The sequence below is a fragment of the Pseudomonas sp. fls2-241-TYG-175 genome (assembly GCF_030209155.1).
GTDB classification, from domain to species: Bacteria; Pseudomonadota; Gammaproteobacteria; order Pseudomonadales; family Pseudomonadaceae; genus Aquipseudomonas; species Aquipseudomonas viridiflava.
Genome location: NZ_JARVSO010000017.1, coordinates 133554 through 149820, shown reverse-complemented (window position 1 = coordinate 149820; position 16267 = coordinate 133554). Strand labels below are relative to the sequence as shown.

Below are 16267 nucleotides of genomic sequence, written 5' to 3'. Positions count from 1 at the left end.
CGCCGGAAGTGGGGCGAATTATAGACACCTCAACGAGCGCGTCAACCGTTATTTTGAACTTTCTTCAGAAACCAGCGTAACGCGCCCAAAAGCCTTCTTGCCGGCCTGGCAGACATGCGTCGAACCCAGCTTGAAGATAAAGCCGCGATCCACGACCTCTCCATCTATACGCACACCACCGGAAGCCAACAGATCACGAGCAACTGCTGCGTTCTTTACCAGGCCCGCCTTATTAAGGACGGCCGAGATCGGCATGTCTTCAGCAGCCCCTACCGATATCTCCGGCAGATCGTCAGGCAGCTCGCCTTCCTTCATACGGTTACCCGCAGAGCGGTGCGCATTGGCCGCAGCTTCTTCGCCGTGAAAACGCGCGACCAGTTCTTCAGCCAGCTTGATCTTGATGTCACGCGGATTGGCACCCGCCTCGCAATCAGTCTTGAAGCCCTCGATCTCTTCCATGCTGCGGAAGCTCAGCAGCTCGAAGTAGCGCCACATCAAGGAGTCAGGCATCGATACCAGCTTGTTGTACATGATGCCCGGTGCTTCCTGGATACCAACATAGTTACCCAGCGACTTGGACATCTTCTTGACGCCGTCCAGCCCTTCGAGCAACGGCATGGTCAGAATGCACTGCGGCTCCTGCCCATAAGCGCGCTGAAGCTCACGCCCCATCAGCAGGTTGAATTTCTGGTCGGTACCGCCCAGCTCGATATCGGCGCGCAACGCGACCGAGTCGTAGCCCTGAACCAGCGGATAGAGGAATTCGTGAATCGCGATCGGCTGACTGCCTTTATAGCGCTTGTCGAAATCATCACGCTCGAGCATGCGCGCGACCGTGTACTGCGAAGACAGACGAATAAAGTCGGCAGGACTGAGCTTGTCCATCCAGGTGGAGTTGAACGCCACCTCGGTTTTGGCAGGATCGAGAATCTTGAACACCTGAGCCTTATAGGTCTCGGCGTAGTCCAGAACCTGCTCACGGGTCAATGGCGGACGAGTGGCGCTCTTGCCGCTCGGGTCACCGATCATGCCGGTGAAGTCACCTATAAGGAAGATGACCTGATGACCCAGGTCCTGGAACTGGCGCAGCTTGTTAATAAGGACGGTATGACCCAGGTGCAGGTCGGGTGCCGTCGGATCGAAACCGGCCTTGATGCGTAGCGGCTGGCCGCGCTTGAGTTTGGCGACCAGTTCGGCCTCGACCAGGAGTTCATCCGCGCCGCGCTTGATCAGCGCCAGCTGCTCTTCAACCGACTTCATATCAGCCCCCAATTTAAAGGGAACCAACCATACAAGATCAGAGCCCAATTACAAGTTTTTGCCCAGCGCACACCTACGATTCCAGAAGGGATTCGTGGGGAGGGTTGCTTCGGGCAGCTTTTGGTTATATTTTATACAGTTATTTCATCTTCATCATGTCATTCATCTTTTCCATTTCACCTTTTTCAAAGTCAAAATTACCTATGATAGACACACCGCCTAAAGCGCCCCCGCTTTATCCGAAGAGTCACCTGCTCGCTGCAAGCGGCATTGCTGCCCTGCTGAGCCTGGCTCTCCTCGTTTTCCCATCCAGCGAAGTTGAAGCCAAACGAACCAATCTGGCGCTCGATCTGGAAATGCCCACAGATCCGAACGCACAAGACCAAGACGCTCCGCAAGCCGCTCAAGCCACACCTGAAAACTCCGAATCGCCCTTCGCTCAGATCGACAATGGCGATGAACAGACCGCCGAGACCGCCAGCAAGCAGCCCGAGCCAGCCAAACCGGCGCCGGAAGCAGCCAAGAACCCGAATCATCGTGAAGTCGTAGTCGCCAAGGGCGATACCCTGTCCACCCTGTTCGAAAAGGTGGGTCTTCCGGCAACGACCGTCCATGAAGTACTGGCCAGCGACAAGCAGTCCAAGGAGTTCAGCAAGCTGCAGAACGGCCAGATCCTGCAGTTCGAGCTCACGCCGGATGGTCAGCTCAAGCAATTACACACCAAGCTCAGCGAGCTCGAGACCATCAGCCTGTCCAAATCGGCCAGCGGTTTCACGTTCAGCCGCGAAGTCAGCAAGCCCAACGTTCGTAACGCGTACGTCCATGGCGTGATCAACAGCTCGCTCTCGCAATCCGCGCAGCGTGCAGGGCTGACTCACAGTATGACGATGGACATGGCCAACATCTTCGGCTACGACATCGACTTCGCCCAGGACATCCGCAAGGGTGACGAATTCGACGTGGTATACGAGCAGAAAGTCGTGAACGGCAAGCCCGTCGGCACCGGCAACATCCTGTCTGCCCGCTTTACCAACCGCGGCAAGACCTACACAGCGGTTCGTTACACCAACAAGCAGGGCAACACCAATTACTACACCGCTGATGGCAACAGCATGCGCAAGGCGTTCATCCGCACGCCGGTGGACTTCGCCCGCATCAGTTCGATGTTCTCCATGGGTCGCCAACACCCGATCCTCAACAAGATCCGCGCCCACAAAGGCGTCGATTACGCAGCGCCACGTGGTACACCTATCAAGGCAACCGGCGATGGCAAAGTCCTTCTTGCAGGACGTCGCGGCGGCTACGGCAATACCGTGATCATCCAGCACGGCGATACCTACCGCACGCTGTACGGCCACATGCAGGGCTTCGCCAAAGGCGTACAAACCGGCTCATCGGTGAAGCAAGGTCAGGTGATCGGCTATATTGGAACAACCGGCTTGTCGACAGGCCCGCATTTGCACTATGAATTTCAGGTCAACGGCGTACATGTCGACCCACTGGGCCAGAAACTTCCGATGGCGGATCCTATCGCCAAGTCCGAAAAGCAGCGGTTCATGCAGCAAAGCCAACCTTTGATGGCGCGCATGGATCAGGAAAAGGCCACCACGCTGGCCTCGAATAAAAGGTAATCCATGGCCTTCTTCTATATAGGTGTGATGTCCGGCAGCAGCCTCGATGGGATTGATATCGCCCTATTGGAGCAAGACGACCGACCAAGACTTCTGGCAACCCACTACATTCCCATGCCGGAAGACCTGCATGCGGAATTGCTGGGTCTCTGCTCCAGTGGCACGGATGAGCTGACGCGCGCGGCAATTGCCGAGCAGAAGTGGTGCCATCTGGTTGCCAAGGGTGTTTTGCAACTGCTGGAAGAACAAAACATGGTCGCCGGCCAGATCCGAGCAATCGGCAGCCACGGTCAGACTATCCGCCACGAGCCGGCACGCGGTTTCAGCATCCAGATCGGCAACCCTGCGTTGCTGGCCGAGCTGACCGAAATCACGGTCGTCAGTGACTTCCGCCGTCGTGACATCGCAGCAGGAGGCCAGGGCGCACCCTTGGTCCCGGCCTTCCACGAAGCGTTGTTCGATGACAACAAGGAACACCGCGCAGTACTCAACATCGGCGGGTTCAGCAACCTGAGTCTGATCGAGTCCGATCGCCCGGTGACGGGTTTCGATTGCGGCCCGGGCAATGTCTTGCTCGATGCCTGGATTCAGTCGCAACGCAATCTGAGCTATGACAAGGACGGTGCCTGGGCCGCCAGCGGGCAGGTAGATGCGGCGTTGTTGAAGACGTTGTTGAGCGACCAGTTCTTTCTGACCAAGGGTCCGAAGAGTACCGGCCGTGAGGTGTTCAACCTCGGCTGGTTGCACCATCACCTGTTCCAGTTGCCGACCCTGGCACCGGAAAACGTCCAGGCAACATTGCTCGAGCTGACCGCGCTCACCATCACCGAATCCTTGCAATCGGCTCAGTCGAGCACGATGGAACTGCTGGTCTGCGGCGGCGGCGCCCACAACGCCGCGTTGATGAATCGACTGGCCGAGTTGTTACCCGATACACGTGTCAGCAGCACCGCGAAGTTCGGCGTCGATCCTGACTGGGTTGAAGCCATGGCATTTGCCTGGCTGGCGCATTGCTGTCTGGAAAGCGTACCGGCCAACCGTCCGACGGTGACCGGTGCCAAAGGTCTGCGAGTGCTGGGTGCTATCTACCCGGCCTGATGCCCCGGCTGATCCAAAGCGCCAGAACGAAAAACGCCGCTCAATGAGCGGCGTTTTTGTAACTGCAGCGTACGATCAGATGGAGAACGACGAACCGCAACCACAGGTCGTGGAAGCATTCGGGTTCTTGATCACGAAGCGCGAGCCTTCCAGTCCTTCCTGATAGTCCACCTCGGCACCCGCCAAGTACTGGAAGCTCATCGGATCGACCACCAGACTGACGCCTTCGCGCTCGACGATGGTGTCGTCGTCTGCAACGTCTTCATCAAATGTGAAGCCATACTGGAAGCCGGAACAACCGCCCCCCGTCACGAAGACACGTAGTTTAAGGCGATCATTGCCCTCTTCATCGACCAGAGACTTCACCTTGTGCGCTGCACCTGGGGTGAATTCCAAAGCCGTCGGAGTGAAGGATTCGACACTCATGTCAGATATCTCCCGGCGATAAGCCGTCGTAATGCGTAATGACGGGCATTATCCGCTTGTCCTAGAAAATCGGTCAACTATTTGCAGAGCAGCGGCAAATGGAGCAGAACCCCGCTTGCCGCTTGATCCCGAGTCTTACGGCATCATACCGGCGTGGGACAGGCCCAGCCGTTCGTCCAGCCCAAACAGGATGTTCATGTTCTGCACCGCCTGACCCGACGCGCCTTTGACCAGGTTGTCGATGACCGAGAGCACGACGACCAGATCACCGCCCTGCGGACGATGCACGGCGATACGGCAGACGTTTGCACCGCGCACGCTGCGTGTTTCCGGATGGCTGCCTGCTGGCATTACATCCACGAACGGTTCATCGGCGTAGCGCTTCTCGAACAGCGCCTGCAGATCGACCGACGTGTCGGTGACTGTCGCGTAAAGCGTGGAGTGGATACCGCGGATCATCGGCACCAGATGCGGAACGAAGGTCAGACCCACGTCACCACCCGCCGCGCGGCGAAGCCCCTGAGTGATTTCGGGCAGATGACGGTGACCTTTGACGGCATACGCCTTGAAGCTTTCGTTGGCTTCCGAGTACAGCGAACCGATGCTCAGGCCGCGCCCGGCACCACTGACACCAGACTTGCAGTCGGCAATCAAACGCGTGTTATCGGCAATGCCTGCTTCCAGCAACGGCAGGAAGCCCAACTGGGTTGCAGTCGGGTAGCAGCCAGGAACCGCAATCAAGCGAGCATTCTTGATTTGCTCACGATTGACTTCCGGCAGGCCGTAGACCGCATCCTGCAACAATTCCGGTGCGCCGTGCGGTTGACCGTACCACTTCGACCACTCGACAGGGTCCTGCAGGCGGAAGTCTGCGGACAGGTCGATCACCTTGGTGCCCGCCGCGAGCAACTCGCCCGCCAGCGCATGGGCAACGCCATGAGGTGTCGCAAAGAACACCACGTCACAGGCACCCAGCGTCTGAACATCCGGAACGCTGAACGCCAGACCGTCGTAATGGCCTCGCAGGTTCGGGTACATGTCGGCGACGGGAAGACCGGCCTCCGAGCGGGAAGTAATCACCACCACTTCAGCCTGCGGATGCTGTGCCAACAGACGCAGCAGCTCGACTCCGGTGTAACCCGTGCCGCCGACGATACCGACCTTGACCATAACCTGCCCTCAACGAAACAACTGGAAAGCGGTCGATAATATGGGCCTATGGCCTCTGCGACAACCGACAACGTGACGTATGGACACTCTAGCCTCTACTATTCGGCCACCGTGAACCTGGGAATAACCAAAAATGCTCTATCTATGGATCAAAGCGCTGCACATCATCTCGATGGTCTGCTGGTTTGCAGGTCTCTTCTACCTGCCACGACTGTTCGTTTATCACTCCATGAGCGAAGACACCATAAGCCGCGACCGCTTCTGCATCATGGAGCGCAAGCTGTACAGAGGTATCATGGGCCCGGCAATGATCGCGACCCTGATCTTCGGCGGCTGGCTCATCAGCTTCAATCCAAGCGGATATTTCAGCCAGGGCTGGATGCACGTCAAGCTTACGCTGGTGGTGTTGCTGATCGGTTACCACCATGTGTGCGGCGCGCAGGTCAAACGTTTCGCCCGGGGCGAGAACGGACGCAGCCATGTGTTCTACCGCTGGTTCAATGAAATCCCGGTCCTGATTCTGCTGGCCATCGTCATTCTGGTAATCGTCAAACCATTCTGATGCACGACTGGATGGTGCTCATTCGGGTCTCATTCAAATAACAGGCGCTCTGCCCTTTGCAGATGCGCCTGGCTCGCTCTCACTTCAAGACAAGGAAGCCCTGTATGGCCGAAACCCACTTCAAAATCGTTTTTGAAGGACAGGTGCGTGATGGCGTAGAGCCCGAGGTTGCGAAAGCCAATCTGGCGCGTCTGTTCAAGAGCGAAACCGCGGCTGTCGAAAAACTGTTCAACGGTCAGCCTGTTGCACTCAAGCGGGGCTTGCCCCACGACGAGGCCGAGCACTACATAAAGGCGCTGTATGAAGCTGGCGTCGAGGCGCGGATTGAACCGGATCCGGCAATCAGCGCGAGCATCAACGAGAAAGACCTTCCCGCGCCCGCCTCCCCTTATGCGCCACCTCGATCACACGTGGGAACTGCCGAGTTCGCCGAGCACTCAACGCTCAAAATATTCAGCATCAACGGAAGGATCGGTCGTCTGCGTTACCTGGCATGGACGCTGGTGCTGAGCGCTGCCAGCCTGGCGCTGCTGTCCATCGCAATCACGATCATGAGCCAGTCACTGATCGCCGGCGGGCTGCTGATCGCGATCATTGCGATGGTATTCGTGGTCATCAGCTCAATGATGGGCGTTCAGCGGCTGCACGACATCGGCTGGTCAGGCTGGCTTCTGCTGCTCAATCTCGTGCCTTTCGTGGGCAGTGTCTTCCCCTTCGTGATGACTGCCATGCCCGGCACCAAAGGACCCAACCCATACGGGGCACCGCAGCCGCCCAACTCACGCGGCGTCAAGGTTCTGGCCGGGCTGTGGTTGCTGCTGATTCCCGTCATCCTCGTCAGCGGCATTTTCGGCGGGATGAACACACTCAAGGAAGAAATTGAGGTGCAGACCGACGAGTACGAGCAGTCCCTGCCTTATGACGATGAAGCGCAACGCGACAACGCCCAATCCAGCCAGGCCGACACCGAAAATGTGCCTGAAGACGAAAGCGACTCGCAATAAAAGGCTCATGGCCCGGTAGACTGCCGACCGCACTACGCTCAATGGAGAACTGCATGACCCGTTACGCCCTGATCACCGGTGCATCCAGCGGCATAGGCCTGGCCATGGCCGAAGCACTGGCGCGCCGTGGTCGCAGCCTCATTCTGGTCGCTCGCCAGCGAGATCATCTGGAAACCATCGCTCTGGAGCTGACGCAGCGATTTGGCGTGGAAGTGCTGTTTCGCGCCTGCGATCTGGGCGAGCCTCTTCGGCTTTCCGGGTTTCTGCTTGAGCTGGAAGACGGCGCGCATCAGATCGATCTGCTGGTCAACGCAGCGGGTATTGGTAGCAGCGGCCCATTCCTCGCGCAGGACTGGGGCGTCGAACAGGATCTGATCGACCTGAATATTCTGGCGCTGACGCGTCTGTGTCACACCGTCGGCAATCTGATGGCGATTCAGGGTGGCGGCCAGATACTCAATGTCGCGTCGGTGGCTGCATTCCAGCCCGGCCCATGGATGAGTACGTATTACGCGAGCAAGGCTTATGTCCTGCACTTTTCCGAAGGCTTGCGCGAAGAAGTGAAGAAAACCGGGGTCAAGGTATCGGTGCTCTGCCCCGGTCCGACCCGGACGGCTTTTTTCCGTACCGCTCAGCTCAAGGTCAATATCGACAAGATGATGAGCCCCGAAGAAGTTGCGCTGTACACCGTACGGGCCCTGGCGAAGAACCGCGCCGTCATCATACCGGGCTGGCGCAACAGGCTCTGGACGTTCAGCCCGCGACTGGTTTCACGCTGGCTGGCCAGACAGATCAGCGGTTACATCAACAAATCCTGCTGCCCGCGCTGACCCACAAAATGGCTGGGCGAGCCCTGTCTCGCTCAGTACACTCGACAGCGGTGATACCCCGCACGCACCATCAACCGATAAGGAGCATACGGCTGTGGATACTTTGTTCACCAAGATCATCAATCGGGAAATTCCGGCGAAGATCATCTACGAAGATGATCAAGTGCTGGCGTTCCACGATATCGCCCCTCAGGCCCCGGTACACTTTCTGGTCATTCCCAAGAAGCCGATTCGTACGCTGAACGATCTGACCGAAGAAGATAAAGGCCTGGCTGGACACATCCTGTTCACGGCGCAGCGTCTGGCACTTGAGCTGGGCTGCGAAGAAGGATTTCGTGTGGTCATGAACTGTAACGAGCTGGGTGGACAGACCGTTTATCACATTCACATGCACGTGCTGGGTCAACGCCAGATGAACTGGCCGCCGGGCTGAGTCAGCTTTCCAGCCCCATACGTCCTTCCAGCTTCCGGCATCGAGAGGCTGGCAAGGCGGTACCCTGCTCCGCTGATTCGGTTAAACTCCTTCTCAGGATCTATCCGGAGGTGCCCATGGCTACCGAACGTCACTACTCCCCCATTGACCGCTTGCTGCTGCAGGCCGACAGCGCGATGCGCACGTTGCTACCGTCAAGCGGCCACTCCCGTCGGCCGTCACCTGCCGTTGTGCAGACTGATCACAAGATGAGCGATGTCGACTCCCGTCACGTCGCGGGTCTGATGCGCATCAACCATACAGGTGAAGTCTGCGCCCAGGCGCTGTATCAGGGTCAGGCGCTGACCGCCAAGCTGCCCAAGGTGCGCAAGGCCATGGAGCATGCGGCCGAAGAAGAAATCGACCATCTGGTCTGGTGCGAACAACGCATCCATCAGTTGGGCAGTCACACCAGCGTGCTCAACCCATTGTTCTACGGTCTGTCATTCGGAATGGGTGCAGCGGCCGGTATCATCAGCGACAGGGTGAGCCTGGGTTTCGTTGCAGCGACTGAAGATCAGGTCTGCAAGCACCTGAGCGAACATCTGGAACAACTGCCCGTCGAGGACAACAAGTCTCGGGCGATTCTCGAACAGATGCTCAGTGACGAGGAGCATCACGCAGAATCGGCACTGGAAGCGGGCGGTTTTCGCTTTCCGGCACCGGTCAAGTTCGGCATGAGTATCCTGGCCAAAGTCATGACCAAGAGCGCTTACCGCATCTGACAAAACCGCATGAACAAAAAAGGCGCCCTCGAGAGGCGCCTTTTTTAGTTACGGCTGCTGGCCGATCCGAGTCTGGACTCAGACCGCTACGTTACGACCGTAGAAGATTTCCAGCATCTCGTGCTTGACCTTCGCGGTCACCTGCTCACGCTGTTCGGTGGACAGGTTGCTGGTCGCATCGCCGAACAGGTAGTTATCCAGTTCGAACTCTTTGAGCAGCATCTTGGTGTGAAACAGGTTTTCCTGATACACGTTCACGTCGGTCATCTGGTAACCGTTGCGGGTGTCTTCGGACAGGTAGTTCTGGATCGAGTTGATCTCGTGGTCGATGAAGTGCTTCTTGCCTTCCACGTCACGGGTAAAGCCACGCACACGATAATCGACCGTCACGATATCCGACTCGAACTTGTGAATCAGATAGTTCAGGGCCTTGAGCGGTGAAATGACGCCACAGGTCGACACATCGATGTCCACGCGGAACGTGGCGATGCCGTCTACCGGGTGAATCTCCGGGTAGGTGTGAACTGTGATGTGGCTCTTGTCCAGGTGGGCCAGAATGGTTTCCGGCAGTGGACCTGGCGACTCTTCGATCTGGCTTTCGGTAGGCGTCACCGGCTGCTCGGAGATCAGAATGGTCACACTGGCGCCCTGAGGATCGTAATCCTGACGCGCAATGTTCAGGATGTTGGCACCAATGATATCGACAACATCGGTCAGAATCCGCGTCAGGCGTTCTGCGTCATACACACTGTTGATGTATTCGACATAAGCCTGCTGGTCTTGCGGAGTTTCCGCATAGCAGATGTCATAAATGTTGAAGCTCAAGGTCTTGGTCAGGTTATTGAACCCGTGGAGCTTGAGTTTGCTTTTCACCGTTAAAAACTCTCTATATGTGTGCGGCGCCGGCCGCGTGATCAAGCATGCCCGTCAGATGAGTCCGGCTCAGCTGCGTAGGACGGTTAACACCTCTTCGCGTTGGCGATTTTGGTTGTCTGTTCGGGCGCGACAGCAGATAACCAATGCACGCTGCGCCCTGAAAAAGTGGCGCATTATGCAGACGTCCGAAGCCGTCTGCCAGAGTGTGCGCCGTTTTTATGATCGTTGGATGTCTGGAGGTCAGCCCAGTTCGACGATTTCATAATCGTGGGTGATCTTCACACCCGCATTGCCGAGCATGATCGAGGCAGAGCAATACTTTTCTGCGGACAGCTCGATGGCGCGTTTGACCTGGGCTTCTTTAAGCCCGCGACCTTTGACGACAAAGTGCAGATGGATTTTGGTGAAGACTTTCGGATCCTCGTCTGCACGCTCTGCCTCGAGGAAAGCTTCACAGCTCTCGACCGGCTGGCGGGACTTCTTGAGGATGCTCACGACGTCGTAATTGCTGCAACCGCCCAGACCGATCAGCACCATCTCCATAGGACGAACGCCCAGATTGCGACCGCCACTTTCGGGCGGGCCATCCATGACCACTACGTGACCGCTGCCGGACTCACCGAGGAACATGGCTTCACCAGCCCATTGAATGCGTGCCTTCATCGCCAAGACTCCAGTGCTAAAAAAGGGGCGTCAGCTTAGCACAGGGCCACCCCGCTCCCTGATCACATGATGAAAAATGCCTTTCGCAGCCGATGTGTAGGAATATTCGGAGATTGGGCCTGCCGCTCGTCGAAAAGCTGGCGAGAATGCAGGTGCAGCCGATACCTACAGGTATGCCATTTGGCGCAGGTCCTCATTTCGGAATTCACGCATGGCCGCACTCACACTTGCATCTAAAACAAAGAATCTGGAAAAGCTTCTTCCACACGCACAACGCCGTCGCTACGCCGCCAAGAGCAACATCATCAACGCCGGTGACGGCTCTGACTCGCTGTTTCTCATCATCAAGGGATCGGTCACGATCCTGATCGAAGACGACGAAGGCCGCGAGATGATCATCGCCTACCTCAACAGCGGCGACTTTTTCGGCGAGCTGGGTCTTTTCGAACAGGCGGGGCAGACGTCAGTGCGCAGCGCCTGGGTAAGGGCAAAGACTGAGTGCGAAGTGGCCGAGATTGCCTACGACAAGTTTCGTGAACTGACGCAGCAGGAGCCGGATATTCTTTATGCCCTTGGTGGCCAGATGGCGGATCGCCTGCGCAACACCACGCGCAAGGTGGGGGATCTCGCATTTCTGGACGTCACCGGACGTGTGGCTCGTACCCTGCTGGACCTGTGCAAGCAACCCGATGCCATGACCCACCCCGACGGGATGCAGATCAAGATCACCCGTCAGGAGATCGGTCGCATCGTGGGCTGTTCACGGGAAATGGTGGGGCGAGTGCTCAAGGCGCTCGAAGAGCAGAGCCTGATCGATGTCAAAGGCAAGACCATGGTGGTGTACGGCACACGCTGACGTGCGAACGGGTCAGATATCCGCAAGCAACTGCCGATAGGCGCTCAGCAGCCCGGACACCTCCGCCTCGGGAAACGCTTCATGCAACGCGATATGGCTTTCGGCCCGGACGTGCGCGTCGAGCTCGCAGATCACGTTGAAGCGATTGACGGCGGCGACCATCTGCACCCTTTCATCGTCCAGCAACAAGGCGGCGTGAGCCAGTACAACAGGTCGCGCGCCGCCCTGGCTCTGACGCCAGCGCTGGGCCGTGCCGACCATCTTGCGACCGTCGAGGTTGACGTTGAAACGACCGTCGCAGAACGCACCCTCCACTTCACCCAGCGAAGCCTCGCCACCCAGCTCATTCAACATGTCGAGAATGGGCTGACACAGACGGCGATACGCTGTCTCGATACGGTCCCGATCAAGGTCAGTCGAAGGCTGTGCATAGACCAGTGCAATGTTCACGGTGGCGGACGACTGCGGCACCGGTTCGCCGCCGGTTTCCCGCAGCAGGATCGGCCATCCGCTATCCGCCAGGGTTTCGCTCGCTTCGACGAAGCCAGGAAGCCGGCTCAAGCGACGCGGCATCACCAGCGCCTGATCATTGGGGCGCCAGAACAGCACCCCATGCTCTGCCTCGCCCGCACACACAGCAGCCAGAACATCCTGCTCGGCCTGCAGTCCTTTTTCGACACAGATGTCGATGATCGAGTCTGACATACGAACGCTCTGGCTCCTGCTACGTGTGGAACAGTCAGTCGAGTGTCGAGCCGCTTACAGGTGCTCCGCGCTCAGGGAAGAACAGGCGCTGCAGTTCCGTACCTGGATGTTCAGCACGCATGAACGCCTCACCGACCAGAAACGCATACACATCACTGATTTCCATCAATTCGACATCGGCACGATTGAGAATGCCGCTTTCGGTGATGACCAGACGGTCGCGAGGAACACGCGGCAGCAAGTCCAGCGTGGTTTCCAGACTGACATTGAACGTGTGCAGGTTACGGTTGTTGATGCCTACCAGCGGGGTGTCGAGTGTCTTGAGTGCGCGATCCAGCTCGTCGCCGTCATGCACTTCGACCAGCACATCCAGCCCAACGTTTTTGGCGACGGCGGCCAGTTCGGCCATCTGCACGTCGTCCAGCGCCGACACGATGAGCAGAACACAGTCCGCGCCCAAGGCACGGGCTTCGACGATCTGATACGGATCGATCATGAAATCCTTGCGGATCACAGGCAGGTTGCACGCCGCCCGGGCATCTCTCAGGTATTGATCCGAACCCTGAAAGAAGTCGATATCGGTCAGCACTGACAGGCAGGTTGCGCCACCGCTCTGGTAGCTTTTGGCGATCTCGGCAGGCAGGAAGTTTTCCCGGATCACGCCTTTGCTGGGCGATGCCTTCTTGATTTCAGCAATGACCGCAGGCTGTTTCTTCCTGGCCTGTTCGATCAACGCCTTGGCAAAGCCACGCGCAGGATCGGCTGCGGCAGCTTGTTGCTCAAGCTCGGCCAAGCTGACGACAGCGCGGCGGGCCGCGATTTCCTCGGCCTTACGGGCAAGGATCTTTTCCAGTACGGTTGGTACGCTCATTCTTCGTTCTCCTGCTTGAACACTGCCGTAAAGGCGCCCAACTCTTCCAGTTTTTCCCGGGCAAGGCCGGTATGAAGCGCGTCATGCGCCAGTGCTACGCCCTCCTTGAGGCTCGTGGCGTGGTCTGCAGCATAAAGTGCAGCCCCTGCATTGAGCACAATCATTTCGGCGGCTTTCTGACCGTTCTCGGTCTTGCGACGACCCAGAGCATCACGGATCAGCTCAAGCGAGGCCGCCGGGCTTTCCACCGCCAGGCCATACAGGCTCTGACTCTTGATGCCCAGGTCTTCAGGCTGCACCCAGTATTCGGTCACTTCGCCATTCTTGAGTTCCGCGACGAACGTCGGTGCGGCCAGGCTGAACTCGTCCAGCCCGTCCTGCGAGTGCACCACCAGCACGTGCTTGCTGCCCAGACGCAGCAACACTTCGGCCAGCGGACGGCACAGCGCCTGATTGAACACGCCAACCACCTGATGGCGTACGCCGGCCGGATTCGTAAGCGGGCCGAGCATGTTGAACAGGGTGCGCAGGCTCAGGTCACGACGCGGACCTGCCGCGTGCTTCATGGCGCTGTGATGAGACTGGGCGAACATGAAACCGATACCGACGCTGTCGATGCAACGCGCCACCTGAACCGGCGTCAGGTTCAGGTAAACGCCTGCGGCTTCCAACAGATCGGCACTGCCGCTCTTGCCCGAAACCGCACGGTTGCCATGCTTGGCCACGGTGCAGCCCGCTGCTGCAATCACGAAAGCGGATGCGGTCGAAACGTTGAAGATGTTGGCGCCGTCGCCGCCGGTGCCGACGATATCGACCACGCCTTCCAACGTCTTCAGCTCGACGTGATCGGCCAGCTCACGCATGACCGACACCGCGCCGACGATCTCATCGATGGTTTCGCTTTTCATGCGCATGCCCATCAGGAAAGCACCGACCTGTGCTTCAGTGCACTGGCCGGTCATGATCTCGCGCATGACATCGCGCATCTCGTCCGTGGTCAGATCCAGCTGGTTGACCACGCGGTTCAGCGCGCTTTTGATATTCATGGGGGTATTCATAAAAAGTCCTTAACCCTGACGACTGCCGCCGCGCTGCTTGAGGAAGTTGGCGAACAGCTCATGGCCCTGCTCGGTCAGGATCGACTCGGGGTGAAACTGTACCCCTTCGACGTTCAGTGTCTTGTGACGCAGGCCCATGATCTCGTCAACCGAGCCGTCGTCATGTGCCGTCCAGGCCGTGACTTCCAGGGCGTCAGGCAGCGTGTCCAGCTTGACCACCAGCGAGTGATAACGCGTGACAACCAGCGGATGGTTCAACCCTTCGAACACGCCCTGGTCTTCATGGATCACCGGGCTGGTCTTGCCGTGCATGACCTGACGCGCACGGACCACGTCACCGCCAAATGCCTGACCAATGGACTGATGCCCAAGGCAGACGCCCAGAATCGGCAGTTTGCCCGCGAAGTGATTGATCACTTCCAGCGAGACACCGGCTTCATTGGGCGTGCAAGGACCGGGCGAAACAACGATGCGCTCGGGGTTCAGGGCTTCGATCTGCGCGATGGTCAGCTCGTCATTGCGGATGACCTTCACGTCGGCGCCCAGCTCGCCCAGGTACTGCACGACGTTGTAGGTGAAGGAATCATAGTTATCGATCATCAGCAGCATTTTGCTATTAACCTTTTGAATTTTCTGACTTCGTTTACGCCTTCAGATCGCGATTCGCTCAAGCATCCGCCTTTCAGCCACCTCGAATGGAGTGACAGTGGCGGGAGAACATGACGAATTGAAGACATACAGGTGCGGGTCCGGCAGGGCCGGCAAGGAAATAGTCAGGCGCGCCAACGCCAGCGGGCGTGAGCCTTGATAACGCGCATCAAGAGTTTGCTGACAATCGTCACGGGAAGGGGTCTCATCGGTACGTTTCGGGACATTAGCGTACCGATGAGAGCGGTGCAATATGAATGTATCGAGCGAGGTGATCGATAACGTCGATGGGCGAGCCTGGAAAAGGCTGCAAGGAGGCCGCGCCTCCGTGTAGAGGCGGGAAAGAGGCAGGTCGTTCAGAACGCGATCTCACGCACGTAGGCCTGGCAGGCCTTTAGCGCGATCAGTCCCTGGTCGCCGTCGCCGGTGATGGCGACAATTCGTTGAGCAGCCGTTGGGTCAAGTTCGGCTCGCGGGCCTCCATGAACCACGCGGCCGGAGTCGGTGGAGGCTGACACTCCAGCACCACCGCTCGGGGTGGCGAGGAGGACTGACAGCCGCAGATCAGCAGTGGCCAGGCGATCACGCAGGCGGACCTGAGAAGTCTGTGCATCACTCAATTCCTTGTGAAGGGTTGTGTCGCTGTTTTGCAGACGGACTTCCAGCGCCCGTCGCCTGGCCTGCTCAGCGGTTTGCCAGTCGCTGACTGCCCTGGACGCCAGTTCGCGCTCTTGCGAACAGGCCATCGCCTGCTCGGAGAGTTGCCGCTCGTAGCGCGTGGCCTGCCATTCCCAGGCAAGCCAACCACCCAGGCCCGAACCAACCACGACCGCCAACAACACGAAGCGCAGATCCAGACCATTCACGGCAGTATCTCCAGGGCGCGTTGATAGAGCGCCTGTCGATCGGCCAGACCATTGGTGCCGCCATTGATACGCCGGGTGATCATCAGGAAATCGCCCTTGTCCGCCAGCGCGTTCAGGTTGGCGCGATACCAGAACCATGCCGCAGACATCGCGGCATGGTCGGGCCTTTCAAGCAGCTCGGGCTGGCGCAACAGATCCAGCCCCAGCGCCTCCCCGCACGCTTCATAGTTGGCCCGCCCCGTGACCTGAATCAGCCCACGACCACGGTAAAGCTGGCCGTCGCCGTCTGCGTCGGGCGTATTGCCCAGACGCAGCGCCAGCTGCCCGGTGTCGTACTTCGCCAGGTAACTGTCGTTGCCCAGTTCACGCACGTACCGCAATTGTCCTGACTCATGACCGATCTGCGCGATGAATGCCGCCACGCGCAGCCGTGTGTCGATGCAGTAGCGAGTCATCGCGATATTAAGAGCAGGAACGAAAACGCCGGCTTTAAGGCCGGCGTTGGGGAGGATGTGTAGCAATTGTTGCTGATTGACAGGCATGGGT

Annotated in this window: 19 protein-coding genes; 8 read left to right on the top strand and 11 right to left on the bottom strand. The window is 58.3% G+C overall.

From position 1 onward, the window contains the following. Positions 1-48: 48 nt before the first annotated feature. Positions 49-1260, bottom strand: a complete 1212-nt coding sequence (tyrS, locus tag QRN20_RS14730; protein ID WP_029243339.1) for a tyrosine--tRNA ligase — start codon at positions 1258-1260, stop codon at positions 49-51. A gap of 203 nt (positions 1261-1463) precedes the next feature. On the opposite strand from tyrS, the gene QRN20_RS14725 reads away from it, so the two are divergent. Together QRN20_RS14725 and QRN20_RS14720 are read left to right on the top strand one after the other, a co-directional pair. Beyond that, entirely contained in the window at positions 1464-2891 is a 1428-nt protein-coding gene (locus QRN20_RS14725; protein ID WP_029243340.1) for a peptidoglycan DD-metalloendopeptidase family protein, read from the top strand. Between the two features lie 3 nt (positions 2892-2894). After that, positions 2895-3989 carry an anhydro-N-acetylmuramic acid kinase gene (locus QRN20_RS14720; protein WP_122469069.1) on the top strand — a complete coding sequence of 365 codons (1095 nt, stop codon included), beginning with the start codon at positions 2895-2897 and terminating at the stop codon, positions 3987-3989. Between the two features lie 75 nt (positions 3990-4064). Here the strand turns inward: QRN20_RS14720 and erpA are convergent, their stop codons facing one another. Together erpA and argC are read right to left on the bottom strand one after the other, a co-directional pair. After that, a complete protein-coding gene (gene erpA / locus QRN20_RS14715; protein ID WP_004885454.1) occupies positions 4065-4415 on the bottom strand; it encodes an iron-sulfur cluster insertion protein ErpA in 351 nt (116 codons plus the stop codon). A gap of 135 nt (positions 4416-4550) precedes the next feature. After that, on the bottom strand, positions 4551-5585 hold the full coding sequence (gene argC, locus QRN20_RS14710; protein WP_025995993.1) for an N-acetyl-gamma-glutamyl-phosphate reductase: 1035 nt from the start codon (positions 5583-5585) through the stop codon (positions 4551-4553). Between the two features lie 133 nt (positions 5586-5718). On the opposite strand from argC, the gene hemJ reads away from it, so the two are divergent. The 5 genes from hemJ to coq7 all read left to right on the top strand — a co-directional run bounded on the left by hemJ (position 5719) and on the right by coq7 (position 9178). Continuing rightward, positions 5719-6147: a protoporphyrinogen oxidase HemJ gene (hemJ, locus tag QRN20_RS14705; RefSeq protein WP_025995992.1), complete on the top strand. Its 429-nt coding sequence runs from the start codon at positions 5719-5721 to the stop codon at positions 6145-6147. A gap of 104 nt (positions 6148-6251) precedes the next feature. Beyond that, a complete protein-coding gene (locus QRN20_RS14700) occupies positions 6252-7151 on the top strand; it encodes a DUF805 domain-containing protein (protein ID WP_029243341.1) in 900 nt (299 codons plus the stop codon). Between the two features lie 53 nt (positions 7152-7204). Further along, on the top strand, positions 7205-7981 hold the full coding sequence (locus QRN20_RS14695) for an SDR family NAD(P)-dependent oxidoreductase (RefSeq protein WP_025995990.1): 777 nt from the start codon (positions 7205-7207) through the stop codon (positions 7979-7981). Between the two features lie 94 nt (positions 7982-8075). After that, positions 8076-8414, top strand: coding sequence for a histidine triad nucleotide-binding protein (locus tag QRN20_RS14690; protein ID WP_003316306.1), 339 nt, complete (start codon positions 8076-8078; stop codon positions 8412-8414). A gap of 116 nt (positions 8415-8530) precedes the next feature. Next, positions 8531-9178, top strand: coding sequence for a 2-polyprenyl-3-methyl-6-methoxy-1,4-benzoquinone monooxygenase (gene coq7 / locus QRN20_RS14685; RefSeq protein WP_122605550.1), 648 nt, complete (start codon positions 8531-8533; stop codon positions 9176-9178). Between the two features lie 78 nt (positions 9179-9256). On the opposite strand, the gene speD is transcribed toward coq7, so the two are convergent. Both speD and QRN20_RS14675 read right to left on the bottom strand, forming a co-directional pair. Further along, positions 9257-10051, bottom strand: a complete 795-nt coding sequence (gene speD, locus QRN20_RS14680; RefSeq protein WP_004885441.1) for an adenosylmethionine decarboxylase — start codon at positions 10049-10051, stop codon at positions 9257-9259. 243 nt (positions 10052-10294) lie between these two features. Continuing rightward, positions 10295-10717 (bottom strand): OsmC family protein, encoded by a 423-nt coding sequence (locus QRN20_RS14675; protein ID WP_025995989.1) that lies wholly within the window; start codon positions 10715-10717, stop codon positions 10295-10297. A 211-nt stretch (positions 10718-10928) separates the two neighbouring features. Between QRN20_RS14675 and crp the strand changes: the two genes are divergently transcribed. Beyond that, positions 10929-11573, top strand: coding sequence for a cAMP-activated global transcriptional regulator CRP (gene crp / locus QRN20_RS14670; protein WP_088234473.1), 645 nt, complete (start codon positions 10929-10931; stop codon positions 11571-11573). A 12-nt stretch (positions 11574-11585) separates the two neighbouring features. Here the strand turns inward: crp and QRN20_RS14665 are convergent, their stop codons facing one another. The 6 genes from QRN20_RS14665 to QRN20_RS14640 form a co-directional block, all read right to left on the bottom strand. Beyond that, positions 11586-12278, bottom strand: a complete 693-nt coding sequence (locus QRN20_RS14665; RefSeq protein ID WP_122605552.1) for a lipoate--protein ligase family protein — start codon at positions 12276-12278, stop codon at positions 11586-11588. 34 nt (positions 12279-12312) lie between these two features. Continuing rightward, on the bottom strand, positions 12313-13149 hold the full coding sequence (gene trpC, locus QRN20_RS14660; RefSeq protein ID WP_029243344.1) for an indole-3-glycerol phosphate synthase TrpC: 837 nt from the start codon (positions 13147-13149) through the stop codon (positions 12313-12315). Further along, the gene (gene trpD / locus QRN20_RS14655; protein ID WP_057410148.1) at positions 13146-14195 is read right to left on the bottom strand and encodes an anthranilate phosphoribosyltransferase; all 1050 of its coding nucleotides are present in this window, start codon (positions 14193-14195) and stop codon (positions 13146-13148) included. The genes trpC and trpD overlap by 4 nt, the downstream gene beginning before the upstream one ends. Before the next feature lie 21 nt (positions 14196-14216). Beyond that, positions 14217-14816 (bottom strand): aminodeoxychorismate/anthranilate synthase component II, encoded by a 600-nt coding sequence (locus tag QRN20_RS14650; RefSeq protein ID WP_004885428.1) that lies wholly within the window; start codon positions 14814-14816, stop codon positions 14217-14219. A 395-nt stretch (positions 14817-15211) separates the two neighbouring features. Continuing rightward, positions 15212-15721, bottom strand: coding sequence for a lysis system spanin subunit (locus QRN20_RS14645; protein ID WP_122411066.1), 510 nt, complete (start codon positions 15719-15721; stop codon positions 15212-15214). Continuing rightward, on the bottom strand, positions 15718-16263 hold the full coding sequence (locus QRN20_RS14640; protein WP_122433389.1) for a glycoside hydrolase family 19 protein: 546 nt from the start codon (positions 16261-16263) through the stop codon (positions 15718-15720). Before QRN20_RS14640 ends, QRN20_RS14645 begins: the two co-directional genes overlap by 4 nt. Positions 16264-16267 lie beyond the last annotated feature (4 nt).